At 64.6% G+C, this 23,384-nt stretch carries 22 protein-coding genes; 9 read left to right on the forward strand and 13 right to left on the reverse strand.

What is annotated here, in order from left to right; all coding sequences use genetic code 11:
* Positions 1-265: 265 nt before the first annotated feature.
* Together DN387_RS23890 and DN387_RS23895 are read right to left on the reverse strand one after the other, a co-directional pair.
* Positions 266-1,723: a gamma-aminobutyraldehyde dehydrogenase gene (locus DN387_RS23890; protein WP_043860648.1), complete on the reverse strand. Its 1,458-nt coding sequence runs from the start codon at positions 1,721-1,723 to the stop codon at positions 266-268.
* Positions 1,724-1,757: 34 nt separating this feature from the next.
* Positions 1,758-2,672, reverse strand: coding sequence for a LysR family transcriptional regulator (locus DN387_RS23895; RefSeq protein ID WP_043860656.1), 915 nt, complete (start codon positions 2,670-2,672; stop codon positions 1,758-1,760).
* Between the two features lie 198 nt (positions 2,673-2,870).
* Here DN387_RS23895 and DN387_RS23900 point away from each other — a divergent pair, with 198 nt between their 5' ends.
* Positions 2,871-3,419, forward strand: coding sequence for an NAD(P)H-dependent oxidoreductase (locus tag DN387_RS23900; RefSeq protein WP_054915060.1), 549 nt, complete (start codon positions 2,871-2,873; stop codon positions 3,417-3,419).
* A 2-nt stretch (positions 3,420-3,421) separates the two neighbouring features.
* On the opposite strand, the gene DN387_RS23905 is transcribed toward DN387_RS23900, so the two are convergent.
* From DN387_RS23905 to DN387_RS23935, 7 genes are all read right to left on the reverse strand, one after another.
* Entirely contained in the window at positions 3,422-3,775 is a 354-nt protein-coding gene (locus DN387_RS23905) for a helix-turn-helix domain-containing protein (RefSeq protein WP_043860650.1), read from the reverse strand.
* A gap of 103 nt (positions 3,776-3,878) precedes the next feature.
* The gene (locus tag DN387_RS23910; protein ID WP_054915061.1) at positions 3,879-4,277 is read right to left on the reverse strand and encodes a heme-binding protein; all 399 of its coding nucleotides are present in this window, start codon (positions 4,275-4,277) and stop codon (positions 3,879-3,881) included.
* A gap of 81 nt (positions 4,278-4,358) precedes the next feature.
* Complete coding sequence (locus tag DN387_RS23915) at positions 4,359-5,087, reverse strand: amino acid ABC transporter ATP-binding protein (RefSeq protein WP_054915062.1); 729 nt, start codon at positions 5,085-5,087, stop codon at positions 4,359-4,361.
* Positions 5,084-5,746: an amino acid ABC transporter permease gene (locus DN387_RS23920; RefSeq protein WP_054915063.1), complete on the reverse strand. Its 663-nt coding sequence runs from the start codon at positions 5,744-5,746 to the stop codon at positions 5,084-5,086. Before DN387_RS23920 ends, DN387_RS23915 begins: the two co-directional genes overlap by 4 nt.
* A gap of 52 nt (positions 5,747-5,798) precedes the next feature.
* The gene (locus DN387_RS23925; RefSeq protein ID WP_054915064.1) at positions 5,799-6,563 is read right to left on the reverse strand and encodes an ABC transporter substrate-binding protein; all 765 of its coding nucleotides are present in this window, start codon (positions 6,561-6,563) and stop codon (positions 5,799-5,801) included.
* Between the two features lie 31 nt (positions 6,564-6,594).
* Positions 6,595-6,951, reverse strand: a complete 357-nt coding sequence (locus DN387_RS23930) for a RidA family protein (RefSeq protein WP_054915065.1) — start codon at positions 6,949-6,951, stop codon at positions 6,595-6,597.
* A 25-nt stretch (positions 6,952-6,976) separates the two neighbouring features.
* Positions 6,977-8,233: an FAD-binding oxidoreductase gene (locus DN387_RS23935; protein WP_054915066.1), complete on the reverse strand. Its 1,257-nt coding sequence runs from the start codon at positions 8,231-8,233 to the stop codon at positions 6,977-6,979.
* A 233-nt stretch (positions 8,234-8,466) separates the two neighbouring features.
* Here DN387_RS23935 and DN387_RS23940 point away from each other — a divergent pair, with 233 nt between their 5' ends.
* Positions 8,467-9,306, forward strand: a complete 840-nt coding sequence (locus DN387_RS23940; protein ID WP_054915067.1) for an IclR family transcriptional regulator — start codon at positions 8,467-8,469, stop codon at positions 9,304-9,306.
* Between the two features lie 105 nt (positions 9,307-9,411).
* On the opposite strand, the gene guaA is transcribed toward DN387_RS23940, so the two are convergent.
* From guaA to DN387_RS23960, 4 genes are all read right to left on the reverse strand, one after another.
* Positions 9,412-10,989 (reverse strand): glutamine-hydrolyzing GMP synthase, encoded by a 1,578-nt coding sequence (guaA, locus tag DN387_RS23945; protein WP_043860651.1) that lies wholly within the window; start codon positions 10,987-10,989, stop codon positions 9,412-9,414.
* Positions 10,990-11,068: 79 nt separating this feature from the next.
* Positions 11,069-12,538, reverse strand: a complete 1,470-nt coding sequence (gene guaB / locus DN387_RS23950; RefSeq protein ID WP_043860652.1) for an IMP dehydrogenase — start codon at positions 12,536-12,538, stop codon at positions 11,069-11,071.
* A gap of 84 nt (positions 12,539-12,622) precedes the next feature.
* Positions 12,623-13,180: a hypothetical protein gene (locus DN387_RS23955; RefSeq protein WP_054915068.1), complete on the reverse strand. Its 558-nt coding sequence runs from the start codon at positions 13,178-13,180 to the stop codon at positions 12,623-12,625.
* A gap of 17 nt (positions 13,181-13,197) precedes the next feature.
* Positions 13,198-13,968: a sulfite exporter TauE/SafE family protein gene (locus DN387_RS23960; protein WP_043860657.1), complete on the reverse strand. Its 771-nt coding sequence runs from the start codon at positions 13,966-13,968 to the stop codon at positions 13,198-13,200.
* A gap of 124 nt (positions 13,969-14,092) precedes the next feature.
* On the opposite strand from DN387_RS23960, the gene DN387_RS23965 reads away from it, so the two are divergent.
* The 7 genes from DN387_RS23965 (at position 14,093) to DN387_RS23995 (ending at position 23,376) form a co-directional block, all read left to right on the forward strand.
* Positions 14,093-14,974 carry a LysR family transcriptional regulator gene (locus DN387_RS23965; RefSeq protein ID WP_043860654.1) on the forward strand — a complete coding sequence of 294 codons (882 nt, stop codon included), beginning with the start codon at positions 14,093-14,095 and terminating at the stop codon, positions 14,972-14,974.
* Positions 14,975-15,087: 113 nt separating this feature from the next.
* The gene (gene xseA / locus DN387_RS23970) at positions 15,088-16,467 is read left to right on the forward strand and encodes an exodeoxyribonuclease VII large subunit (RefSeq protein WP_054915069.1); all 1,380 of its coding nucleotides are present in this window, start codon (positions 15,088-15,090) and stop codon (positions 16,465-16,467) included.
* 3 nt (positions 16,468-16,470) lie between these two features.
* Positions 16,471-17,295, forward strand: coding sequence for a M23 family metallopeptidase (locus tag DN387_RS23975; protein WP_054915070.1), 825 nt, complete (start codon positions 16,471-16,473; stop codon positions 17,293-17,295).
* Positions 17,296-17,605: 310 nt separating this feature from the next.
* A complete protein-coding gene (gene leuA, locus DN387_RS23980) occupies positions 17,606-19,279 on the forward strand; it encodes a 2-isopropylmalate synthase (RefSeq protein ID WP_043860402.1) in 1,674 nt (557 codons plus the stop codon).
* A 146-nt stretch (positions 19,280-19,425) separates the two neighbouring features.
* Positions 19,426-20,565 (forward strand): hypothetical protein, encoded by a 1,140-nt coding sequence (locus tag DN387_RS23985; RefSeq protein ID WP_054915071.1) that lies wholly within the window; start codon positions 19,426-19,428, stop codon positions 20,563-20,565.
* Entirely contained in the window at positions 20,565-22,001 is a 1,437-nt protein-coding gene (locus tag DN387_RS23990) for a DUF6384 family protein (protein WP_054915072.1), read from the forward strand. Before DN387_RS23985 ends, DN387_RS23990 begins: the two co-directional genes overlap by 1 nt.
* A 4-nt stretch (positions 22,002-22,005) precedes the next feature.
* On the forward strand, positions 22,006-23,376 hold the full coding sequence (locus tag DN387_RS23995; protein WP_054915073.1) for a hypothetical protein: 1,371 nt from the start codon (positions 22,006-22,008) through the stop codon (positions 23,374-23,376).
* The last annotated feature ends 8 nt before the right edge of the window (positions 23,377-23,384 follow it).

The following is a 23,384-nucleotide window of genomic DNA, read 5'->3' on the forward strand; positions in this document are numbered from 1 at the left end:
AGGTTCCTCTCGCACTGGGGCGCACTTGCAATGTTGTAGTTATGGCAGACGAGTCAGAGGGGCCGCCTGGGCGGTGGGTGTCTGGTTATTGTTGTGGCGGTAGCCGATCGCCGAAGCCGATGGACCGCTTGTCCAGGCGCTGCACGGTGGGCACAGGCCGGTATGGGGCCAGACACTAAGACACGGGTAGCGGATCGACAATTACTAAAAACTCAAGGGAGCATTCGATTAAATCGAATGCTCCCCGTGCACCGGGGGTAGCGGCCTACAGGTGCTGCCCGTGGCGCGCCATGATGTGCCGCACCACGCTGTAGTCCTGCAGCGAGTCGCTGGACAGGTCCTTGCCGTAGCCCGAGCGCTTGAGCCCGCCGTGGGGCATTTCGCTGACCAGCATGAAATGGCTGTTGATCCAGGTGCAGCCGTACTGCAGGCGCGCCGCCACCTGCATGGCCTTGTCCAGGTTCTGGGTCCACACCGACGAGGCCAGGCCATATTCGGAGTCGTTGGCCCAGTCCACGGCCTGGGCCAGCTCGTCGAAACGGGTCACGGTGACGACCGGGCCGAACACCTCGCGCTGGACGATCTCGTCGGTTTGCCGGCAGCCTGCCAGCAGCGTCGGCTGGTAGTAGAACCCGGGCCCGGCATGCATCGCCGCACCCGTGACGCACTCCACGTGCGGCTGGCTGAGGGCGCGCTCGACGAAGCTGGACACCCGGTCGCGCTGGCGCGTGCTGATCAGCGGGCCGATCTCGTTGTCGGCATCGTGCGCGCCGGCATAGCGAATGCTGCTGACCGCAGCCCCGAGTTCGGCCACCAGCCGGTCGTGGATGCCGGCCTGGGCGTAGACCCGGCACGCCGAGGTACAGTCCTGCCCGGCGTTGTAGTAGCCATAGGCACGCACGCCCTCGACCACCGCCTGCAGGTCGGCATCGTCGCAGACGATCACCGGGGCCTTGCCGCCCAGTTCCAGGTGGGTGCGCTTGAGGGTTTTGGCCGCTGTGGAGAGGATCTTCTGCCCGGTGACGATATCGCCGGTCAGCGAGACCATGCGGACCTTGGGGTGGCCGACCAGGTGAGCGCCGACGTTCTCGCCACCGCCGCAGATGATGTTGATCACCCCGCGCGGCAGGATCCGCGCCAGCGCCGGCGCCAGGGCCAGGATCGACAGCGGGGTGTGCTCGGACGGCTTGAACACCAGGGTGTTGCCTGCGGCCAGGGCCGGCGCGATCTTCCAGGCGGCCATCATGATCGGGTAGTTCCACGGCGCGATCGATGCCACCACCCCGATCGGGTCGCGGCGCACCATGCTGGTGTAGCCGGGTACGTATTCGCCACTGAGCTGACCGGTCTGGCAGCGCACCGCGCCGGCGAAGAAGCGGAACACATCGACGGTGGCGCTCAGATCATCCTTGCGCGCCAGGTGCAGCGGCTTGCCGCAGTTCAGCGCTTCGAGCCGGGCGAAGGCGTCGGCGTGCTGCTCGATGGTACTGGCGATCTCCAGCAGCAGGTTGGAGCGCTGCTGCGGCGTGGTGCGGGCCCAACCGGCGAACGCGCGGTGGGCGGCCAGGATCGCGGCCTCGGTCTGCTCGGCGCTGGCTTCGGCGATAGGGGTCAGCACCTGGCCGGTGGCCGGGTTGAGGATCGGCTCGACGACGCCCTCGCCTGCGACTAGTTCGCCATCGATCAGGAGTGCGGTGGACAACGGGGTCTGCGCGACTGGCATGTGCAGGGTTCCTTCTTGTGGTGTGGCCATGCGGCTAAAGGGATGACTTGCGCCCGCCGTGGGGCTGCTCGCGGGCGACCGTCAGAAACGGGTCGACCAGCGCCGGGCGCGCCGTGCCGCGGCGCCAGGCCAGGCCCACGTCGAGGGTCTGGGTCAGGTCGGCAATCGGGCGGGCCTCGATGATGTCGCCTTCCAGCGACCACGGGCGGTAAGTCATGTCAGGCTGTATCGAAACCCCCAGGCCCGCTGCCACCAGGCTGCGCACCGCCTCGGTCGAGGCCGTGCGCAGGGTGATGCGCGGCTGCAGCCCGGCCTGCGCCCACTGGCGCTGGGCGGTGTGGTCCATCTCGTCGACGTTCAGCTGGATCAGCGACTCCCGGGCCACGTCGCCCAGGTTGATGCTGTCGTTTTCGAGCAACGGGTGCTGGGCCGGTAGCCACAGCCGGTAGGGCGAGTGGGTCAGCACCTCCGATTGCAGGGCGTGACGGTCTTCGAGGTTGGAGAGTATCAGCACGCCCACATCGATTTCGCCGCTGACCAGCAGGTGCTCGATGTACGGTCGCTCGTCTTCCATCACGCGGATTTCGACGTTGGGGTAGGCACGCTGGAAGCGCGTGAGCAGGTCGGCCAGGTAGTAACCCGCCACCAGGCTGGTCACACCCACCACCAGCTGGCCGGCGACCTGGTCGGTGCTCTGCTGCAGGCTGCGCTTGGCGTTGTCCACCGTGGCCAGGATCAGGTGCGCCTGGCGCAGGAACTGATGGCCCTGGTGGGTCAGGTGCATGCCCTTGGCGTGGCGATTGAACAGGCTCACGCCGATTTCCTGTTCCAGCTGCTGGATGGCCAGGGTCAGGGTGGACTGGGAGATGTACACCGCCTGGGCCGCAGCCGAGATCGAACCGGTCTCGGCCACGGCAATGAAGTGGCGGATCTGACGCAGAGTCATCATGGGCATTACCCGGTACGTTGTTTTTATAGATGCAGGCGAGTGTATATCTTTTTTATCGATGGCTTGGTGAAAACCGCCGCGCCTGCGGTTCAACGTGAAACCGCGTGGGCGGCCCCGGGTGGTTACAAAAAGGTGCGTACTTGTGGGGATCTGGCGCCCGCCCTAGATTGCCCGCCTCAATCACTGGAGTCCCGAGCCATGCGCACCCTGATCATTCTCGCCCACCCCAACCTGGAAAAATCCGTGGTCAACCAGGCCTGGTTGAAAGCCCTTGAAGCCAGCGACATGAACGTCACCCTGCACCGCCTGTACGAGGTGTATCCCCAGGGCGGCGCGCTGGACGTGGAAGCCGAGCAGGCACTGGTTCGCGCCCATGACAGCATCGTGTGGCAGTTCCCGTTCTACTGGTTCAGCACCCCGCCGCTGCTCAAGCAATGGCAGGACGAAGTGCTCACCCACGACTTTGCCTACGGCCACGGCGAAGGGCAGCGCCAGCTGGCGGGCAAACGCATTGGCATGGCGATTTCTGCCGGCATCGGGCAAGACGATTACAGGGCCGGCGGGCGTTACAGCTACAGCCTGGACGAACTGCTGCGCCCGCTGGAAGTCACCCTCCGCTACATCGAAGCACTGCCGGTACGCCCGTGGGTGTTCTATGGTGCCGAGTACGCCATCGACCCGGCGGAGCTGGAGGCCAACGCCGAAGGTTACCTGGATTACCTGCGCCAATTTGCCCAGGCAGCCTGAGTTCAGCCTTCGGCGGGCGCCGGCGGTGTCTCGGTGGCCAGCGCATTACCTGAATGCAGGGCACCCCACTGGCACATCGCATCGATGATCGGCTGCAAGGTGCGGCCGTGCTCGGTCACCCGATACAGCACCTTGGGCACCTTGCCAGGGAAGGCTTCGCGCTCGACCAGCAGATCGCCCTGCAACTCCTTGAGTTGCTCGGTGAGCACCTTCGACGACAAGGGGCGCATCAGGCGCAGCAGCTCGCCTGTGCGCTTGGGGCCTTCCATCAGGTGGCACAGGATGGAGCACTTCCAACGCCCGCCGATGGCCTCGATGGTAGCGTCGATGGGAAAGTTGAACACGCGGTTGACCATGACCGGTTCTCCTGGCTGGGGCGCAAAGGCGTGCAGGATAGCAAGCGCGCCTGCGGCCGGGGCAACTTGAGGCTACTCGACGCCTGGATACACCGCCAACGGATCACAGCGCTGCGACGCCCGCCTTGGCGACCTGCGCATCCTGCTGCGCCTTGACCCCGGACACCCCCACTGCACCGACCACCTGGCCGTCGACGATGATCGGCACACCGCCTTCGAGCGGCGTGATCAACGGGGCACCAACAAACGCCGTGCGCCCACCGTTGACCATGTCTTCGTAGCCTTTGGTCTCGCGCCGCCCCAGCGCCGCGCTCCGGGCCTTTTCCGATGCGATGTAGGCACCGATCGGAGCGCACCCGTCAAGGCGCGCAAGCGCGAGCGGATGGCCACCGTCATCGACGACCGCGATGGCGACCTCCCAATCGTTCTGTCGAGCCTGCACGCAGGCGGCGTCCAGGATCCGGCGAACATCTGTGTGGCTCAGTACGGCTTTGTGCTGCATGTCTGGATTCTCGTCTGGTCATGTTGAGGCCGCCACGCACCTGATGCGCGATGCCCGAAAATGCTTGAGCTACGCCCGCGATCAGGAATGGGATACCCGGCGCAGGAAGTCCTTCATGCGCTCGTTGGTCGGGTTGCTCAGGATCTGCGCCGATGGCCCTTCGGCGACGATCGAGCCGCCTTCAAGGAACAGCGTGCGGGTCGACACGGCGCGTGCGAAGCCCATCTCGTGGGTCACCACCACCATGGTCATGCCTTCCTGGGCCAGGCTCTTCATGACGGCCAGGACCTCACCGACCAGCTCGGGGTCGAGCGCCGAGGTGGGCTCATCGAACAGCATGGCCCTGGGTTCCATGGCAAGTGCCCTGGCAATCGCCACGCGCTGCTGCTGGCCGCCGGAAAGCTGCGGCGGATAGGCGTTGTACTTCGCGGCCAGGCCGACACGGTCGAGCAGTTCCTTGCCACGCTTGCGGGCCTTGTCGACGGGTTCACCCTTTACGTACACCGGGCCCTCGATCACGTTTTCCAGGACGGTGCGATGGGGGAAAAGGTTGAACCGCTGAAACACCATACCCACCGAGCGACAGATCTGGCGGATGTTCCCGGAGCTGGCGTCGACCGTGACGCCGTCAATGCTGATCACGCCGCCGTCGTAGCGCTCCAGGCCATTGATGCAACGCAGCACCGTGGACTTGCCCGAGCCCGAAGGGCCGATCAGGCAAACCACTTCGCCCTGGCGGATCTCTGCACTGATGCCATGGAGCACCTGGTGCGGACCAAACGACTTGGTGATGTTGTCGATGCGGATCATCGGGCACTCCTTTTGTATTTGCGTTCGAGCCAGCCGGCCAACCCCATCAGAGGCAGGCTCAGGCACAGGTACATCAGGGCAACCAGGGTGAAGATGTTGGCGTTGTTGAACGATGCTGCCGCGATCAGCTTGCCCTGCATCGACAGCTCGACCACGGTGATGATCGAGGCCTGGGAGGAGTCCTTGAGCAGCATGATCATGTTGTTGCTGTATGGCGGCAGCGCGATCTTCAACGCCTGGGGCAGGATCACCCGGCGCATGGTCATTGCGCGGCTCATGCCGATGGAGTGCGCCGCCTCGTTCTGACCGGGGTCGATGGCCTGGATACCCGAGCGAAACACCTCGGCCATGTAGGCGGAATAGGCAAGCCCGAGCCCCATGGCACCGGCCTGGAACGCACTCATGTCCACGCCCATTTCCGGCAACACGAAGTACAGGTAGAACAGAATGACGATGATCGGGATGCCGCGAATGGCATTGGTCAGGTAGCGCGAGCCTTCGGCCAGCCAGCGCACGCTGCTGACCCGCAACAGCGCCCAGAACAACCCCAGCAAGGTACTGATGAGCAGCGCGCACAGGGTGATGCCGATCGTTGTCCAGGCACCTTCCATCAGTATCGGAAAGTACTCGACTGCCTGGCTGAAAAAACCTTCGAACATAGGATTGCATCCTCACATGCGGGCACCGTCGGGCGGTGGCCGTGATCACGAATCAGAGTTTCTTGACGTTCCATTTGGTGAGGATCGCGTCGAGCGTACCGTCGGCCTTGAGCTTGGCTACACCGCCATTGATTCGGGCGAGCAGCTCGCTGTTGCCTTTGCGCACCGCCACGCCGATCGCGATACGGATCTGCTTCTGGTAGTCATCGGCAACGCGCAGCTTGCTGGAGCCGGACTGCTGCACGGTGTAGAGCATCACCGGGCCATCGCCTACGGCAACATCGATACGCCCCAGGGCCACCTCGCGAATCATGTCGGACATGCTGTCGTACATCCGCAGCTCCTTGATGCCCTGCTGGGCTTTCATCGGTTCCACCGACACGGTGCCAGTCTGCACGCCGACCTTCTTGCCGGCGAAGTCGGCGCTGCTGTGGTACGCCGTCGTGTCCTGGCTGTTGGCAATCACCTCCTCGCTGTAGGCGAACAGTTCGTCGGAGAAGTCGACCACCTGGGCGCGCTGGGCATTCATGGCGAAAGCAGAGCTGATCATGTCTATCTTGTCCGTCTGCAACGACGGCACCAGGCCACCGAAGGGGATCGGACGCAGCTCGGGCGTGAAACCAAGCTCCTTGCCCAGCGCCTGGGTGATATCGATCATCACGCCCCGAAGCGTGTTGGTCCTGGTGTCCAGGAAGTTGAAGGGCACCGCAGTGGGTGTGGCGCCGACGCGCAGTGTGTCCTGGGCCTGGGCAGTGCCCAGCAGGACGGGAAGAGTCAGTGCCGCACAGGTGGTCAGTTTGATCAATCGGGTGAGCATGGGACGTCTCCTGTTGTTCGCAGAGTGAAGGTCACACAGCTGCGGTAACGATGATTTCCACGAGCATGTCGGGGGCACCCAGCAGGGCCTGGCAAGTGGCGCGGGTGGGCGCGCAGCCATGCGGTACCCACGCATCCCAGGCCTCGTTCATGCCCTGGAAGTCGGTGGCGATGTCCTTGAGCCAGATCTGCGCAGTGAGCAGTCGGGTGCTGTCACTGCCGACAGAAGCGAGCAACGCGTCGATGCGCTTGAGAATCTCGGTCGTCTGGGCCTTGATATCGCCACTTCGCTCGGCGGCGACAACCCCGGCAAAGTAGGCGGTGCCCGCATGCACGACAATGCGGCTCATGCGGGCGTTGGTCTGGTGGCGCGTGATGGCGTTGTTCATGGTCATCTCCTGGGGTGTGAGTAGGTCAGAAACGGCTGATCGAAAAGGGCAACAAGTCGCGTTGGGCATCGACAGACCCTGACATGGCCAGAGCCAGCAAGCGTCCCGTGCCCGCCGATCCGGTCAACCCGAGGTGGCCGTGGCCGAACGCGCACCACAGGCCCGTGTGCCCGGGAAGCTCGCCAATCACCGGAAGCGAATCGGGGAGACACGGACGGTGGCCCATCCACTCGGTGGCAGCACGAATGTCCAGGCCTGGAAGCCCTGCCTTGGCGTGAGCGGCGAGCAACTGCGCGCGAGGGCTGCTTGGCGCTCGCTGCAGGCCGCCGAACTCGACGGTGCCGGCAACCCGCAGCCCTTGCTGCATGGGCGTCATGAACACCTTGCGGTCTGCGAGAACCACGATGCGCTGAAGCTCCACGCCGCCGTGGGGAAAACGCAGGTGGTAGCCGCGTTGTGTTTCCAGCGGAACCTTCACCCCCAGCGGGCGCAGCAGTTGAGCAGACCAGGCACCTGCAGCGACAACCACCTGCACCGCACAGTAGTCCCCGGACTGGGCGCCAACGCGCCAGCCGCTGGTATCCCGTGCCAGGCGTTGCACTCGATCGCGGATGAACCTCACGCCGCGCGTCTTCAGATGCTCTGCAATGACTGTGGCGTAGCGCTGCGGCTCCCGGACCCACAGCTGATCGGGCAGGTAGTAGCCGGTTTGATAGATCGGCCCGAGCGCAGGCTCCAGCGCTCGGATCTCTTCGCCCGTGACATGCCGGGCGTCGAGCCCATGCTGTTTTTTCAGGGCCCAGCCGGCGTTGTCTTTCTCCAGGCTGGCCTGATCGGGGTAAAGGTGCAGTTGACCCGTTTCCGCGATCAGTTCACGGCAGCCAGCCTTGGCGGCGATGGCCTTGTGCTGGGTTGTCGCATCCCCCAGCAATGCATGCAGGGCCTGGGCAATCTGCGCAACCCTGGCCGGTCGCGAGGCGGCAACAAAGCGCGCCATCCACGGCGCCACCGTGAGCAGGTAACTGGCGGGAAGGTACAACGGCCCCGTGGGGTCGAGCAGCATGCGCGGCGCCTGCTTCAACACGCCGGGCATGGCCAGGGGGGCCACGGCACCGGAGGCAATCGAGCCGGCGTTGCCGGACGAGCACTCCGCCCCCGGAGCACCGGGATCGATGACGGTTACCGAAACGCCCGTCGCAAGCAGATGGTAGGCGGTACACAGGCCGACTATTCCGGCGCCGATGACGATCGCTTCGGGTTTGCGAGCTTGAGTAGTGGGCATCTTGTACAGGGCTCTTGATGGATGAGTCCCCGAGAGGATGCAGAGCCTGTACCGAATCTGATATCAATGTATCGCACAGCAATACGAGCAAACTCGAGTGTGATATTTCACAACGGTATGAGCGGTTAGACTTGCTTCGTCAGGCAGCCCCCTCGGCGGGCCATTTTTCACCGTTACGCCCCAATTCAGTGCTCGGCACGCCACTGCTGCACCACGTTGGTCTGGAGAGTTTCATGGAGCCAAACGAGTCCCCCCTGTTTGTCCAGGCCCTGGCCACCGGCCTCGGCGTCCTCGATGCATTCACGGCCGAACGGCCGACGATGAACCTGAAAGAAATTTCAGAAGCTGCGGGTGTTACCAAAAGTGCGGCTCAGCGCTTCACTCATACCCTGGTCACATTGGGCCTGTTACGAAAGGACGCAGCATCCAAGCGCTACTCGCTGTCGCCTCGCACCCTGGATACCGGCTACCGCTACCTACAGGCGCACGTGCTGCTGGAGCGAGCCAACCCTTACCTGCTGGACCTGAACCGCCAGACCGGCGAGACGGTCAACCTGGCCGAACGCGATGGGCACGAGATGGTGTACATCGGGCGATTCCCCAGCCCGCATCGCGCCGTCGTGCACATGCCCGTCGGTAGGCGACTGCCGATCTTCTGCTCGTCGGCAGGCCGCGCCTTTCTCTCGGCGCTGCCCGATGAGCAGATCAGGCACATTCTCACCGGTGTGGATCGGCCCAGATTCACACCGCACACGATTACCGACGTCGAAACGCTAACGAGCATCATCGCCAAGGTTCGGGAGACTGGCTTCGCCTACAGCATCGAGGAGTTCTACCTCAGCGACCTGGCCTTTGCCGTGCCGGTGTACAACATTCGTGGCGAGGCGGTGGCGGCGGTGAACCTGTCGGTGTCGACGGCCTACTGGAGCTTCGAGCGAGCGGTTGCGGAGCTTGTGCCGAAGCTGATCCACACCGCCAGGATGATCTCCACGACGCCGCCTACCTTCCGTGCGATGGAGCCGTTCCAGATCGGCTATGGCAAGGTGCGGGATGTTCCTTATGACAAGCCGTGAATGAAGCGCATGGTGCAGATGCCGCCAGCCAGAAAGCCAAAAGCCCGCTATTAGGCGGGCTTTTGGCTTTCTGGCTGGCGGGTGCCGGTCAGTTCAGGGCGTGCATCATTCCCACTCGATCGTCGCAGGCGGCTTGCTCGATACGTCGTAGGTGACGCGCGAGATGCCTTCGATCTCGTTGATGATGCGGCCGCTGACGGTTTCCAGCAGTTCGTATGGCAGGTGCGCCCAACGCGCGGTCATGAAGTCGATGGTCTCGACCGCACGCAGCGCCACCACCCAGGCGTAACGACGGCCGTCACCGACCACGCCCACCGATTTCACCGGCTGGAATACCACGAAGGCCTGGCTGACCTTGTGGTACCAGTCGGCCTTGCGCAGCTCTTCGATGAAGATGTGGTCGGCACGACGCAGCAGGTCGGCGTATTCCTTCTTCACTTCACCCAGGATGCGCACACCCAGGCCCGGGCCCGGGAACGGGTGACGGTAGACCATGTCGTACGGCAGGCCCAGCTCCAGGCCCAGACGACGGACTTCGTCCTTGAACAGTTCGCGCAGCGGCTCGACCAGCTTGAGGTTCATTTCCTCCGGCAGGCCACCGACGTTGTGGTGCGACTTGATCACGTGGGCCTTGCCGCTCTTGGCACCGGCCGACTCGATCACGTCGGGGTAGATGGTGCCCTGGGCCAGGTACTTGATGTTGTGCAGCTTGTTCGACTCGGCATCGAACACGTCGATGAAAGTGCGACCAATGATCTTGCGCTTCTTCTCGGGGTCCGCTTCGCCGGCCAGGTTGTTCAGGAACTGGTCCTCGGCGTTGGCACGGATCACCTTGACGCCCATGTTCTCGGCGAACATGGCCATCACCTGCTCGCCTTCGTGCAGGCGCAGCAGGCCGTTGTCGACGAACACGCAGGTCAGCTGGTCACCGATGGCCTTGTGCAGCAGCGCCGCAACCACAGAGGAGTCCACGCCGCCGGACAGGCCCAGCAGCACGTTGTCGGTGCCGACCTGGGCGCGCACCTGGGCGATTGCGTCTTCGGCGATCTTCGACGGGGTCCACAGTGCTTCGCAGCCGCAGATGTCGAGGATGAAGCGCGACAGGATGCGACCGCCCTGCTTGGTGTGGGTCACTTCCGGGTGGAACTGCACGCCGTAGTAGCCGCGATCATCGTTGAACATGCCGGCGATCGGGCAGCTTGGGGTGCTGGCCAGGATGTGGAAGTCTTCCGGGATGCGGGTGACCTTGTCACCGTGGCTCATCCACACGTCCAGGCCGAATACGCCGTCAGCGTCGACGTGGTCTTCGATGCCGTCGAGCAGGCGGCTCTTGCCGACCACATCGACACGGGCGTAGCCGAACTCGCGCAGCTCGGAACCTTCAACCTTGCCGCCCAGTTGCTCGGCCATGGTCTGCATGCCGTAGCAGATACCGAATACCGGTACGCCCAGGTCCCATACGGCCTGTGGCGCGCGCGGGCTGTCGGCTTCGTGCACCGACTCGGGGCCGCCGGCGAGAATGATCCCGCGGGGGGCGAATTCGCGAATCGCCTCGTCGTCCATGTCGAACGGGTGCAGTTCGCAGTACACGCCGATTTCGCGCACGCGGCGGGCGATCAGCTGGGTGTACTGGGAACCGAAGTCGAGGATCAGGATACGGTGAGCGTGAATGTCGAGGGCCATGACTCAATCTCGTCAGTGGTAATCGGAAACGACGCGGGGCTGTCGTGAACAGCCCCGCTTACAGGTATTGCCAGGAGCATCAACCTACGCGGTAGTTTGGCGCTTCCTTGGTGATCTGCACGTCATGCACGTGGGATTCGGCCATGCCGGCACCGGTGATGCGCACGAACTCGGGCTTGGTACGCATTTCTTCGATGTTGGCGCTGCCGGTGTAACCCATCGAGGAACGCAGGCCGCCCATCAGCTGGTGGATGATCGCGGTCAGGGTGCCCTTGTACGGCACGCGACCTTCGATACCTTCCGGTACCAGCTTCTCGGCACCGGCCGAGGAGTCCTGGAAGTAGCGGTCCGAGGAACCCTGGGCCTGGGACATCGCACCCAGCGAACCCATGCCGCGGTAGGCCTTGTAGGAACGACCCTGGAACAGCTCGATCTCGCCCGGGGCCTCTTCGGTACCGGCGAACATCGAACCCATCATCACGGCGCTGGCGCCGGCGACGATGGCCTTGGACAGGTCACCGGAGAAGCGGATGCCACCGTCGGCGATCAGCGGTACGCCGGTGCCTTCCAGCGCGGCAGCCACATTGGCGATGGCGCTGATCTGCGGCACGCCGACGCCGGCGACGATACGGGTGGTGCAGATCGAGCCAGGGCCGATACCGACCTTGACCGCGTCGGCGCCGGCTTCGGCCAGGGCCTTGGCGGCTGCGCCGGTGGCGATGTTGCCGCCGATCACCTGCACGTCGGGGAAGTTCTGCTTGACCCAGCGCACGCGGTCGATAACGCCCTTGGAGTGGCCGTGGGCGGTGTCGACCACCACCACGTCGACGCCGGCAGCAACCAGTGCGGTCACGCGGTCGCCGGTGTCCTTGCCGGTACCCACTGCAGCACCGACGCGCAGGCGACCCTGGTCGTCCTTGCTGGCCAGCGGGTAGGCCTTGGCTTTCTCGATGTCGTTGACGGTCATCATGCCCTTGAGGGCGAACTTGTCGTCGACGATCAGTACGCGCTCGATGCGGTGCTTGTGCAGCAGCTCGCGGGCCTCGTTTTTGTCCGCGCCTTCGCTGACCGTGACCAGACGCTCTTTGGGCGTCATCACTTCACGCACGGTGGCGTCGAGGCGGTTTTCGAAGCGCACGTCACGGGAGGTGACGATGCCGACCAGGTCGCCGTTGTGCAGCACCGGCACGCCGGAGATGTTGTGCAGGCGGGTCAGTTCGAACAGGTCGCGTACGGTGGCGTCGGCCTCGATGGTGATCGGGTCCTTGACCACGCCGGCCTCGAACTTCTTGACCTTGCGCACTTCGGCAGCCTGCTGCTCGATGGTCATGTTCTTGTGGATGATGCCGATGCCGCCTTCCTGGGCCATGGCAATGGCCAGACGGGCTTCGGTCACGGTGTCCATGGCGGCGGAAACCAGTGGAATGTTCAGCTCGATGCCACGGGTCAAACGGGTCTTGAGACTGACTTCGTTAGGTAGCACCTCGGAGTAACCGGGTACTAGGAGAATGTCGTCGAAGGTCAGGGCTTCTTGGCTGATACGCAGCATCGCGGGGGCTCCCGGGCGGGAAAATGGAAGCGCGCCATTATACTCATGCGCGCCGTGTGACTCAATGTAAAGATGGGCCTTCGGTCAGTTGTCTTGCAGCTTTACCTGCACCACTGCCACCGGCTGGTCGAGCCAGTCGGCAAAGGCATCGATGAAAGACGGCTTGAAACCGGCCTCGCCCCAGTTGTTGAAGATGAACCCCAGGTTGGAAAAGGCACAGGGCTGCAGGTAAAGGAAGCCGTTGATGTCGTCTTCATGGCCGCAGCGCGGGCAGGTGAAGTTGTCGCTGATGCCGGGCATCCACTCTTCCAGGCTGGCGAACAGCTCCACCCCCACTTCCCGGCGGCACTCGGCGCAGCCGGCTTCTTCGAGAAAGCCTTCGGTGGGCGTATAGATGCAGCGCTTGTAGATGACTTCCAGGCCATTGACGGGCTGGCCGTACGGTAGCAGCTGCGGCCGCTCGACCACCTTGCGCGCACCCTCGGCGATGGCATAGCCCATGCGGTTGCCGGTGCGCCCGCAGGTGCTGAGCTGTTCCTCGATCACCTTTTCGCGTACCAGCCAACGCAGGATCGCGCGGGCGCGCGGCTCGTGCACCGGCACGGTGGAGATCTTGGGGACGATGATGCTCTGGAATGTCATGAAGGCGGCCGAACAGGTTAAAGGTGCCAGTTTACCTCACTCAGGTAGCGCGCGATCAGCGCGATGCCGCTGGCCAGCACCAGCCAGGTGACCAGCCGCACGAAGGTTTCGCGGGACATCTTCAGGGTCAGCCGGCGCCCCACCCACAGGCCGGCGAACATCATCGGCAGCAGGCACAGGGCAAGCAGCAGCAACGGCAGGTCGGCGTACACCCCGGCAATCAGGAACAGGCTCAGGCGCACCACGGTGCTGCAACTGATCAGCGCGCTCTGGGTCGCGCGCACCTGCTCCTTGGCGTCGAGCCGGGCATTGAGGTAGATGGCATAGAGGAAGCCGCCGCTGCCGAACAGCGCACCGAACAGGCCGCCGGTGATGCCCATCGGCACCGACCAGCCGGCATTCAGGCGCGCCGGCTTGACCTTCACCGCCAGGCTGTAGAGCGCATAGGCGCTGATGAACAGGCCCATCAGCAACAGCAGCAGGTCGGACTTGAGGTTGAGCAGGAACACCACGCCCAGGGTGCAGCCGATGGCCATGCACGGCAGCAGGCGCAGCAGTTCGCCGCGCACCACGGCCTTGCGCGCCGGCAGCCAGTTGCCGAAGGCAGCGACGAAGTCCAGCAGCACCAGCAACGGGATGATGCGCGACAGCGGCATGAAGTTGATCAGGACCGGCCCGGCGACCAGCGCGGTGCCGAAGCCGGCGATGCCGAACACGATGTAGGCGACGCCGATGCCAAGCAGTATCGGCAACCATTGGAGCGCAGTGAAAGGGAGCGAGTCGAGCAGTGTGGAGAGCATGGTGTATGCCTGAGTCGTGAGTGAGGCAGCGTTCAGACGAACTTTAGCCATTGGCCAGCCATGCCGACTAATATGCAATTGCGCCATCAGCCATCTCGAAAAGGCATCCCTCATGATCTCCACCCGACAATTACGCTACTTCGTCGAGATTGCCGAGTCCGGCAGTTTCAGTGCTGCCGCCGAGCGCCTGTTCGTCGCGCAGTCGGCGCTGAGCCGGCAGATAAAGGAGCTGGAGAGTCAGCTGGCCACCCCGCTGTTCGAACGCACCGCCCGCCAGCCGCGCCTGACCGCAGCGGGCCTGGCGTTTCTGCCGCGGGCCCGCAACCTGCTGGGCGAGCTGGAGAAGGCCTGCCGCCTGGCCACCGAAATCGGTCAGGGCCTGCGCGGCAGCCTGCGCCTGAGCCATTCGAGCACGGTGCCGCTGACCGGCGCGCTGCTGGATCGGCTCACGGGCTACCTGCAGCACAACCCCGGCGTGTCGATGGACATCGCGCAGCTATCTTCCGAGGCGCAACTGGAGGAACTGGCCGAAGGTCGCCTGGAGTTCGGCCTGCTGCGCCTGCCGGTGCTGCGCCAGCACGAAGGGCTGTGCGTGCAGCCGCTGTTCGACGAACCGCTGCTGCTGGCGGTGGCCGCAGACCACCCGCTGGCCGATGAGCCGAGGGTGTACCTGGCGCAGTTACGCGACGAGGCGTTCATTTCCATCCCGCACCGCCAGCGCGGTGGCTTGAGCTACCTGTCGGCCGAGCTGTGCATGCGTGAAGGGTTCTTCCCTCGGGCTGCGCGGGTGGTGTCGCGCAAGACCACGCAGTTGCAGTTGATCCAGGCCGGGTTCGGGGTGGCCTTGCTGCCACGGTGCATGCGCGATATCGCGCCAGCGACGCTGCGCTTCGTGCCGCTGGCCGACGCGGGGTGCGTGAGTACGGTGGCGCTGGCCTATCGACGTGATGCCGGGCCGTTGGTGCATCAGTTTGTGGAGCACATGCAGGGCTGAGCCGGCAACGTCGTCTCCTGCAAGAGACCGCGCATGACCTGTAGGAGCCGGCAAGCAGCGCCGCCACCTGCCGGGACTGCAAAGACCGCACGATTCCCTTTATGATGCCCCGCATGATCAAAGACCCTTTCGAAAGACTCGGCCTGGACCGCGAGGTCCTTACCGTCAGCCAGCTCAACGGCCGCGCCCGCGTGCTGCTCGAGGACGTGTTCAGCAACATCTGGGTCGAGGGCGAAATCTCCAACCTCGCCCGGCCCGCCTCCGGCCACGTCTACTTCACCCTCAAGGACAGCGGCGCCCAGGTGCGCTGTGCACTGTTTCGCAACAACGCCGCCCGCGTGCGCCAGGCATTGCGCGACGGCCTGGCGGTCAAGGTGCGTGGCAAGGTCTCGCTGTTCGAGGGGCGCGGCGACTATCAGCTGATCCTCGACACCGTCGAACCGGCCGGTGACGGCGCCCTGCGCCTGGCCTTCGACGCGCTCAAGGAAAAGCTCGGCAACGAGGGCCTGTTCAGCAGTGAACGCAAGCGCGCCCTGCCCGCCCACCCGCAGCGTATCGGCATCGTCAGCTCGCCCACTGGCGCGGTGATCCGCGACATCATCAGCGTGTTCCGCCGCCGCGCCCCGCAGGTGGAGCTGACCCTGATACCCACCGCCGTGCAGGGCCGCGAAGCCATCAACCAGATCGTACGGGCCCTGCAACGCGCCGATGCGCAAGGCTTCGACGCGCTGATCCTGGCCCGTGGCGGCGGCTCGCTGGAAGACCTCTGGTGCTTCAACGAAGAAGCCGTGGCCCGTGCCATCGCCGCCTGCGTCACGCCCATCGTCAGCGCCGTGGGGCATGAAACCGACGTGTCGATCAGCGACTTCGTCGCCGACGTGCGCGCCCCCACTCCTTCGGCCGCCGCCGAACTGCTGGCCCCCGACAGCAGCGACCTGGGCCGACGCCTGGAAAGCCTGCAACGCCGCCTGCTGCTGCGCATCCAGAACCGCCTGGCCCATGACCGGCTGCGCCTGGACAGCCTGGCGCGGCGTCTGCGCCACCCCGGCGAACGCCTGCGCCAGCAGGCCCAGCGCCTCGACGACCTGGACATGCGCCTGCGCCGCGCCTTCGAGCAGCGCCTGAACCAGCGCCGCGAACGCCTGGCACGCCTGGATACCCGCTTGGCCGCGCAGCACCCCGGGCGTGCCCTGGCGCTGCTCAAGCAACGCCTGGACAACCTCGCCGAGCGCCTGCCGCGAGCCATGCGCCAGACCCTCGCCACCCGCCGCCAGCACCTGCAGGTGCAGGTGCAGACACTGCAGGTGGTCAGCCCGCTGGCCACCCTCAGCCGTGGCTACAGCATTCTGCTCGACGAGCGCGGCCAGGCCATCCGCAGCGCCGCGCAGACCCGCAACGGCCAGCGCCTGACCGCCCGCCTGGGCGAAGGCGAGCTGCAGGTGCGGGTCGAAGACAACCACCTGACTCCGGTCACGCTCTCTCTACTGGACTGACTCATGCCCCGACTGTTTGCCCCGCTGCTCGTCCTCTGCCTGGCCTTCGCCGGCAGCGCCCAGGCCAGCTACATCACCCGCCAGTTGAACAAGCCGGTGCCCGGCGGCGTCGCGGTGGTCGACCTCGGCCCAGCCGCCCAGGCCCCTCAGGCACGCTTCGACGGCAAGCCGGTGCTGGTGGTACGCGAGCAGGACACCTGGCTGGCCATTGTCGGCCTGCCGCTGACCCAGAAGCCCGGCACCGCCAGCCTGACCCAGGGCGAGCGCACCCTGAGCTTCACGGTCGCCAGCAAGAAGTACCCCGAGCAGCGCATCACCCTTAAGAACCAGCGCCAGGTCAACCCCAACCCGGCCGACCTCAAGCGCATCGACGCCGAGCTGGCCGAGCAGCTCAAGGCCTACCGCAGCTTCAGCCCCAACCTGCCGAGCAACCTGCTCCTCGACAAGCCGGTCAACGGCCCGCTGTCGAGCAAGTTCGGCGTGCGCCGCTTCTTCAACGGCGAGGAACGCAACCCGCATGCCGGCCTGGACTTCGCCGTGCCCGCCGGCACCCCGATCAAGACCCCGGCCAACGGCAAGGTGATCCTGATCGGCAACTACTTCTTCAACGGCAACACCGTGTTCGTCGACCACGGCCAGGGCTTCATCAGCATGTTCTGCCATATGTCGAAGATCGACGTGAAACCCGGCCAGCAACTGAGCCGTGGCGCCATCGTCGGACGTGTGGGCTCCACTGGCCGCGCCACCGGGCCGCACATGCACTGGAACGTCAGCCTGAACGACGCACGGGTCGATCCGGCGATCTTCATCGGGGCCTTCCAGCCCTGATCAGCGTCTTGCGCCAATCAAAAAGACCGCGCAACTGGCGCGGTCTTTTTGATTGGTCTGCGCTATAAAATCACGACATTCTTCAGTTTTTAAGCATTCCTCTCAATTTTTTTGCAGTGCTTGCCATCGTTCACCCCACTGGTTAGGGTTGAACCCATGAAAACCACGCACACCCTCATCCTGCTTCGCCAACATCGCAGCCTTTGCCTGGTCAGTGCCCGACTACCAAGCTGAATCGCGTCGCCTCGCCCATTCATCACTTGTACGTTCGGCGGGCCCCTTTCAAGGCCGCACAATAAGGATTGCTTTCATGACCATGCTCAAAGACCCTTCGAAAAAATACCGTGCCTTCGCTCAGGTAAACCTGCCTGACCGCACCTGGCCCTCGAAGACCATCACGGCCGCGCCGATCTGGTGCAGCTCGGACCTTCGCGACGGCAACCAGTCGCTGATCGAGCCGATGGATGCGGTCAAGAAGCTGCGCTTCTGGAAGACCCTGGTCAGCGTGGGCGTGAAAGAAATCGAGGCCTCCTTCCCATCGGCCTCGCAAACCGACTTCGACTTCGTGCGCACCCTGATCGAAGACGGCCACATCCCGGACGACACCACCATCCAGGTGCTGACCCAGGCCCGTGAAGACCTGATCGCACGTACCTTCGAATCGCTGCGCGGGGCCAAGAAGGCCATCGTGCACCTGTACAACGCCACCTGCCCGGCATTCCGCCGCATTGTCTTCAACCAGGACAAGCAGGGCGTCAAGGACATCGCGGTGAACGCGGCCAAGCTGTTCGTCAAGTACGCCGCCCAGCAGCCGGAAACCCACTGGACGTTCCAGTACTCGCCAGAGACCTTCAGCGCTACCGAACTGGAGTTCGCCAAGGAAGTCTGCGACGCGGTGATCGAGGTGTGGAACCCGACCCCCGAACACAAGGTGATCCTCAACCTGCCAGCCACCGTGGAAGTTTCCACCCCGAACATCTATGCCGACCAGATCGAGTGGTTCGGGCGCAACGTGTCGCGCCGTGACAGCGTGATCATCAGCCTGCACACCCACAACGACCGTGGCACCGGCGTGGCTGCCACCGAGCTGGGCCTGATGGCCGGCGCCGACCGTGTCGAAGGCTGCCTGTTCGGCAACGGCGAGCGTACCGGCAACGTCGACCTGGTGACTCTGGCCCTGAACCTCTACACCCAGGGCGTGGACCCTGAGCTGGACTTTTCCGACATCGACGGCGTGCGCAAGGTGGTCGAAGAGTGCAACCAGATCCCGGTACACCCGCGTCATCCGTATGTGGGCGACCTGGTGCACACCGCGTTCTCCGGCTCGCACCAGGATGCGATCCGCAAGGGCTTCACCCAGCAGAAAGAAGACACCCTGTGGGAAGTACCGTACCTGCCGATCGACCCGGCCGACATCGGCCGCAGCTACGAGGCGGTGATCCGCGTCAACAGCCAGTCGGGCAAGGGTGGCATCACCTACCTGCTCGAACAGGAATACGGCATCAGCCTGCCGCGTCGCATGCAGATCGAGTTCAGCCAGGTGGTACAGGGCGAGACCGACCGCCTGGGCCTGGAAATGACCGCCCAGCAGATCTACAAGCTGTTGCAGAGCGAGTACCTGCAAGCCAACGCCCCGTATGCGCTGGTCAGCCATCGCCTGCAGGAAGAGAACGGCCACAGCGCCGTGGAAGTGGAAGTGGCCGGTGAAGGCGAAACCACCCTGCACTGGCGCGGCAAGGGCAACGGCGCCCTCGAGGCCCTGGTGGCCGGCCTGCCGGTAGCCGTGGAAATCATGGACTACAACGAGCACGCCATCGGTGCCGGCACCCACGCCAAGGCGGCGGCCTACATCGAACTGCGCGTGGCTGGCGGTCGTCCGGTGCACGGTGTGGGTATCGATGAAAACATCACCACCGCCAGCTTCAAGGCGCTGTTCAGCGCACTGAACCGCTCGCTGAGCCAGCAGGCTGCTAAGGCGGCGTAAACGCCAACTGACCCGCTGCTGCATGCAATGCCCGCCTCTGATACGGAGGCGGGCATTTTTTTTGGTTGTGCGAAAGCCTGCGGGGCGCTGGCGTGCTCGGTATACTGCCGGCCTCATTATTTTTGCCACACCTGTAAGGACACTCAATGAGCCACTACCTGGAACGGGCACTCACCAGCCTGCGCACCATCGGCATCAACTTCATCCAGCCCGTTCAGGATGCCCCGGTTCTGGTACTGCTGGACCGCGTGGCCCACTACGACACCACCAAGGTCACCTCCATCGCCACCGTGCTGCAGCAGGCCACCAGCTTCAACAGCATGGTGCGCGAGCAGATCGAAGGCATGGACATCTCCACGCGCTTCATGGACATCACGCAGAGCTTCACCTCCATCCGCGAGGACGCCGCCGCCATGGCCGGCTGGATGGATGACGGGCGCCTGGACGCGATGGAGAAGATCAAGCTGACCTGGATGAACGTACGTCGCGGCTCCATCCCCAGCCGCTTTGCCGATATCCGCGAAAACTACCTGAAGGTGTGCAAGTCGGCCAACGACCAGATCGCCCGCGAGAGCGTGATCCTGGAGTCGTACATGGACTTTCGCATGGCCATGAAAGCCGCCGAGGTGGAAGCCCAGCAGGTGCTGGCCATCGCTGGCGAGGCCCTGCAGCAGCGCACCCTGGCCCTGAACGAGGCCAACGCCCGGGTCGCCGACGCCGAAAGCGCCGAGCCCGCCGCACGCGCCGCGCTGGAACTGGGCCGCGATGAAGCCGTGCGCGCCATGCAGGACGAAGACAAGCGCTACCAGATCATCAAGGACATCGCCGATGACCTGAAGGTCGGCTACAACACCGCCGAAATGGTCTTTGCACGCATCAATCAGGTGCACGTGATCAAGGAGCGTCAATACCAGCGCATGGTGTCGTTCTTTTCCACCAACGAAGTGGTACTCACCGGGCTTGCCGTGTCGTTCACCGCCAACAGCGGCCTGGCCGAAGCCACCCACACCCTCAATGCCACCACCGACGGCATCAGCCAGGGCCTGGAGTCGCTGGGCAGCACCGGCAACCAGCAGCTCGAAGCCGCGGTCAAGGCCAGCTACGGCTCGACCATCAAGGTCGACTCGGTGCGCGCCCTGGCTGACGCCACGCTGTCGTTCCAGACCGACATGAAGCAGATGGCCGACACCTACCGCGCAGAGTCGAGCAACGCCGCCCGGGATATCGCCGAAGCTGTCGAAGAGGCCAAGCGCAAGTTCGCCGCCCTGCTGACCAAGGCCGCCTGATGAGCAGTGTTCCTCTGTCCGAACAGCTGGGCGCGATGGCGGTGGTCGACCAACTGCGCCATCAGCAGATGCAGGTGCAGGAGCACCTGAACCTGCCGCAGCGCCGCGCTGAAGTCGCCGAGCGTATCCGCACCTACTACCAGGCCCAGGGCATCGCCTATGACGATGCACTGATCGAACAGGGTGTGCGGGCGTTCTTCGCCCGGCGCCTGGCCTTCGAGGCGCCCGAACAGACCGCACTGCAACGCCTGACCACGCGCCTGCTGCTCAACCGCAGGAAGCTCATGCGCATCCTGCAACTGATCGTCGTCGCGCTGCTGGCCGTACAGTGCACTCGTGTGGTGAACGACACCGCCAAGACCTCCAAGGTGCAGGACAACGTCCGTACGGCCGAGTATCGCAGCAGCGATCTGAGCGCCGACCTTGCGCAGCACCAGTCGCGCCTCGATGCGTTGCAGCAAGCCGTCGCGCAACAGCCCGAGCCCGCGGCCACGCGCCTGCTGGGGCCGCTTGCCGAGCGGCTGACGCAGGTTCAGACACTGCTGACGCACCGACCGTGGCCGCAACTGATCGACAGCGACAACCGCGACAGCGTGCAGCAGGACCTCGATACCTACGAACGCAACACCCAGTCGGCGCGCGCGCAACTGAGGCAGGCCGACAAGGGCCTGAACGACGTCCAGGCCATTATCGATGCCCGCAGCCGCCTGCAGGCCGTACTGCACAACCCGGCGTTCACCGCAGGCGCCAAGCGTTTCGGGGTGATGGCGCAGCAGGCCCGGGTGGCCGACCAGGCCATCGGCAACGCCGACACCCAGGGCATCGAGGTGGTCGACCGTGAAGTCGGTGAGCTCGAAAGCCAGCTCGATCGCATTCAGCAAGTCCAGCCGCTGATCCGGCGCCTGGACGAAATCGAGCAGCAGTTGCCCGCCCTGCGCCTGCCGCCGAACGACCTGCGGGTGGTGCGTGCCCAGGCCGCCCAGGTCGACAAGGCCATCGACGCCCTGCAGGCACGTCAGGCCAGCGACCACCTGTCGACGCTTGACAGCCTGCTGGTGTTCGCCAGTCAGGCACTGGAGCTGCGGGTGGTGGACCGCTACGGCGTCAAGTCGGGGGTCGAGCGCTGCTATGACCAGGCGCTGTGCAACCAGGGCGGTGACTCCCTGCAGGGCAAGAGCTGGTACCTGGTGGTCGAGGCCGTGGACGCCGCCGGCAACCCGATCAGCGTGCCGGTCACCAGTTCGGAAACCGGCGAATCGCGCTGGGCGTCCTACTTTGGTGTGCGGGTCAGCCAGGCCGAGTACCTCAAGGTCAAGGAAGACAAACTCAGCGACGGCCACATCGACGACCTCGCCATGGGCAGCAAGCCTGCCAACATGCTGAGCCTGAAATTCAACCAACGTGTCGCCAAACCCGACATGATCCTGGACTGGTGATGACATGAGACCCAGCAAGCTCATCGGTATCGTCGCCGACAATGCACGCAGTTTCGAGCACGTGCTGCGCGACGCAGAACAACAACTGGCCAGTGCCACCGAGCGCCAGATGGCGCTCGAACAGGACATCCTGACCCGCCTGCGCAGCATCGCGACCCTGCAGCTGGAGCATGCCCCGTCGCTGCAGGACGAGGTGGTTCAGGCCCTGCACGAACGCCAGCTGGCCCAGGGGCAGTTGCGCCAGCAACTGCTGGAGGTCGAGCAGCAGATCGCCCAGTCGCTGGAGGCGACCGCGCAGGTACAGGAGCGCCTCGACGACCTCGACCGCCAGGCCCGCGACCAACTGGCCCAGGACCCGACCTACACGGCGCAGATGCACCAGCTGGAACAGGCCATCGCCGCCAACCTCGAAACCGTCACCGGGTATGCCGACATACGCCAGGAGTGTGCCGACAAGCTGCCGATGTTCGGCCGCAACCCGATCTACCACTTCCTGCGTGATCGCGATTTCGGCACCGAACAGTATCGGTTGGGCCGCATCAGCCGCTGGCTCGATGGTTGGCTGGCCAGGCAGGTCGACTACAGCGGCAACCGCAGCAACGAGCTGAACCTGCTCAACATGCAGCAGCGCAACGAGGCACTGCAGCTCGAACGCGACGCGCACATTGCCGCGCTGGAGCAAAGCACCGGCCAGCAACTGGCCGACGCCCAGCAGCAGGCAGGCATGGAGCCGCTGCGCGAAGCGCACAAGGCGTTGTACAAGCAGACCGTGGCCAGCAAGCAGCAGGCCAACGACATTCACGCGCAACTGACCGCATTCACCCACAACCAGGACCCGCACTACCTGCGTGCCCGCCAGTGGCTCACCGACCAGTTGCAGGCCAAGAGCATCGAGCAACTGCTCGAGCAGGTGAAGAAGACCCCCGATACCGCAGACGACCAGATCGCCTTGCAGCTGCAGCGGCTGTACCCGCAGGTCGACGGCGTGGAACGGGCACTGGCCGAGGCGCGCCAGACCCATGGCCTGGCCCAGCAGTCCTATGACCGGGCCAAGGAGCTGGAGCGCGCGCTGCGCACCGACTTCTTCCGTGACGACGGCTATCAGTACAAGGCAACGCTGGGCATCGAACGTCTGCTGTCGGACTACATGACCCGCGATGTCACCCTGGGCTATCTGGTCGGGACCATCCGCGAACACCGCGAACTGGTGCCGCGCGTCGCCGTCGAGCGCAGCTCGTACAGCAGTAGCAGCTCGGGGTCGAGCTGGAGCAGCTCCAGTTCCAGCAGTTCGAGCAGCAGCTCCAGCAGCAGTGGCGGCTTCTCCAGCTCCGACAGCAGCGGGGGCGGCGGCTTCAGGACCTCGGACAGCTTCTGATGGCATGC

Source organism: Pseudomonas sp. FBF18 (assembly GCF_024261405.1).
In the GTDB taxonomy this organism is placed as follows: Bacteria; Pseudomonadota; Gammaproteobacteria; order Pseudomonadales; family Pseudomonadaceae; genus Aquipseudomonas; species Aquipseudomonas palmensis.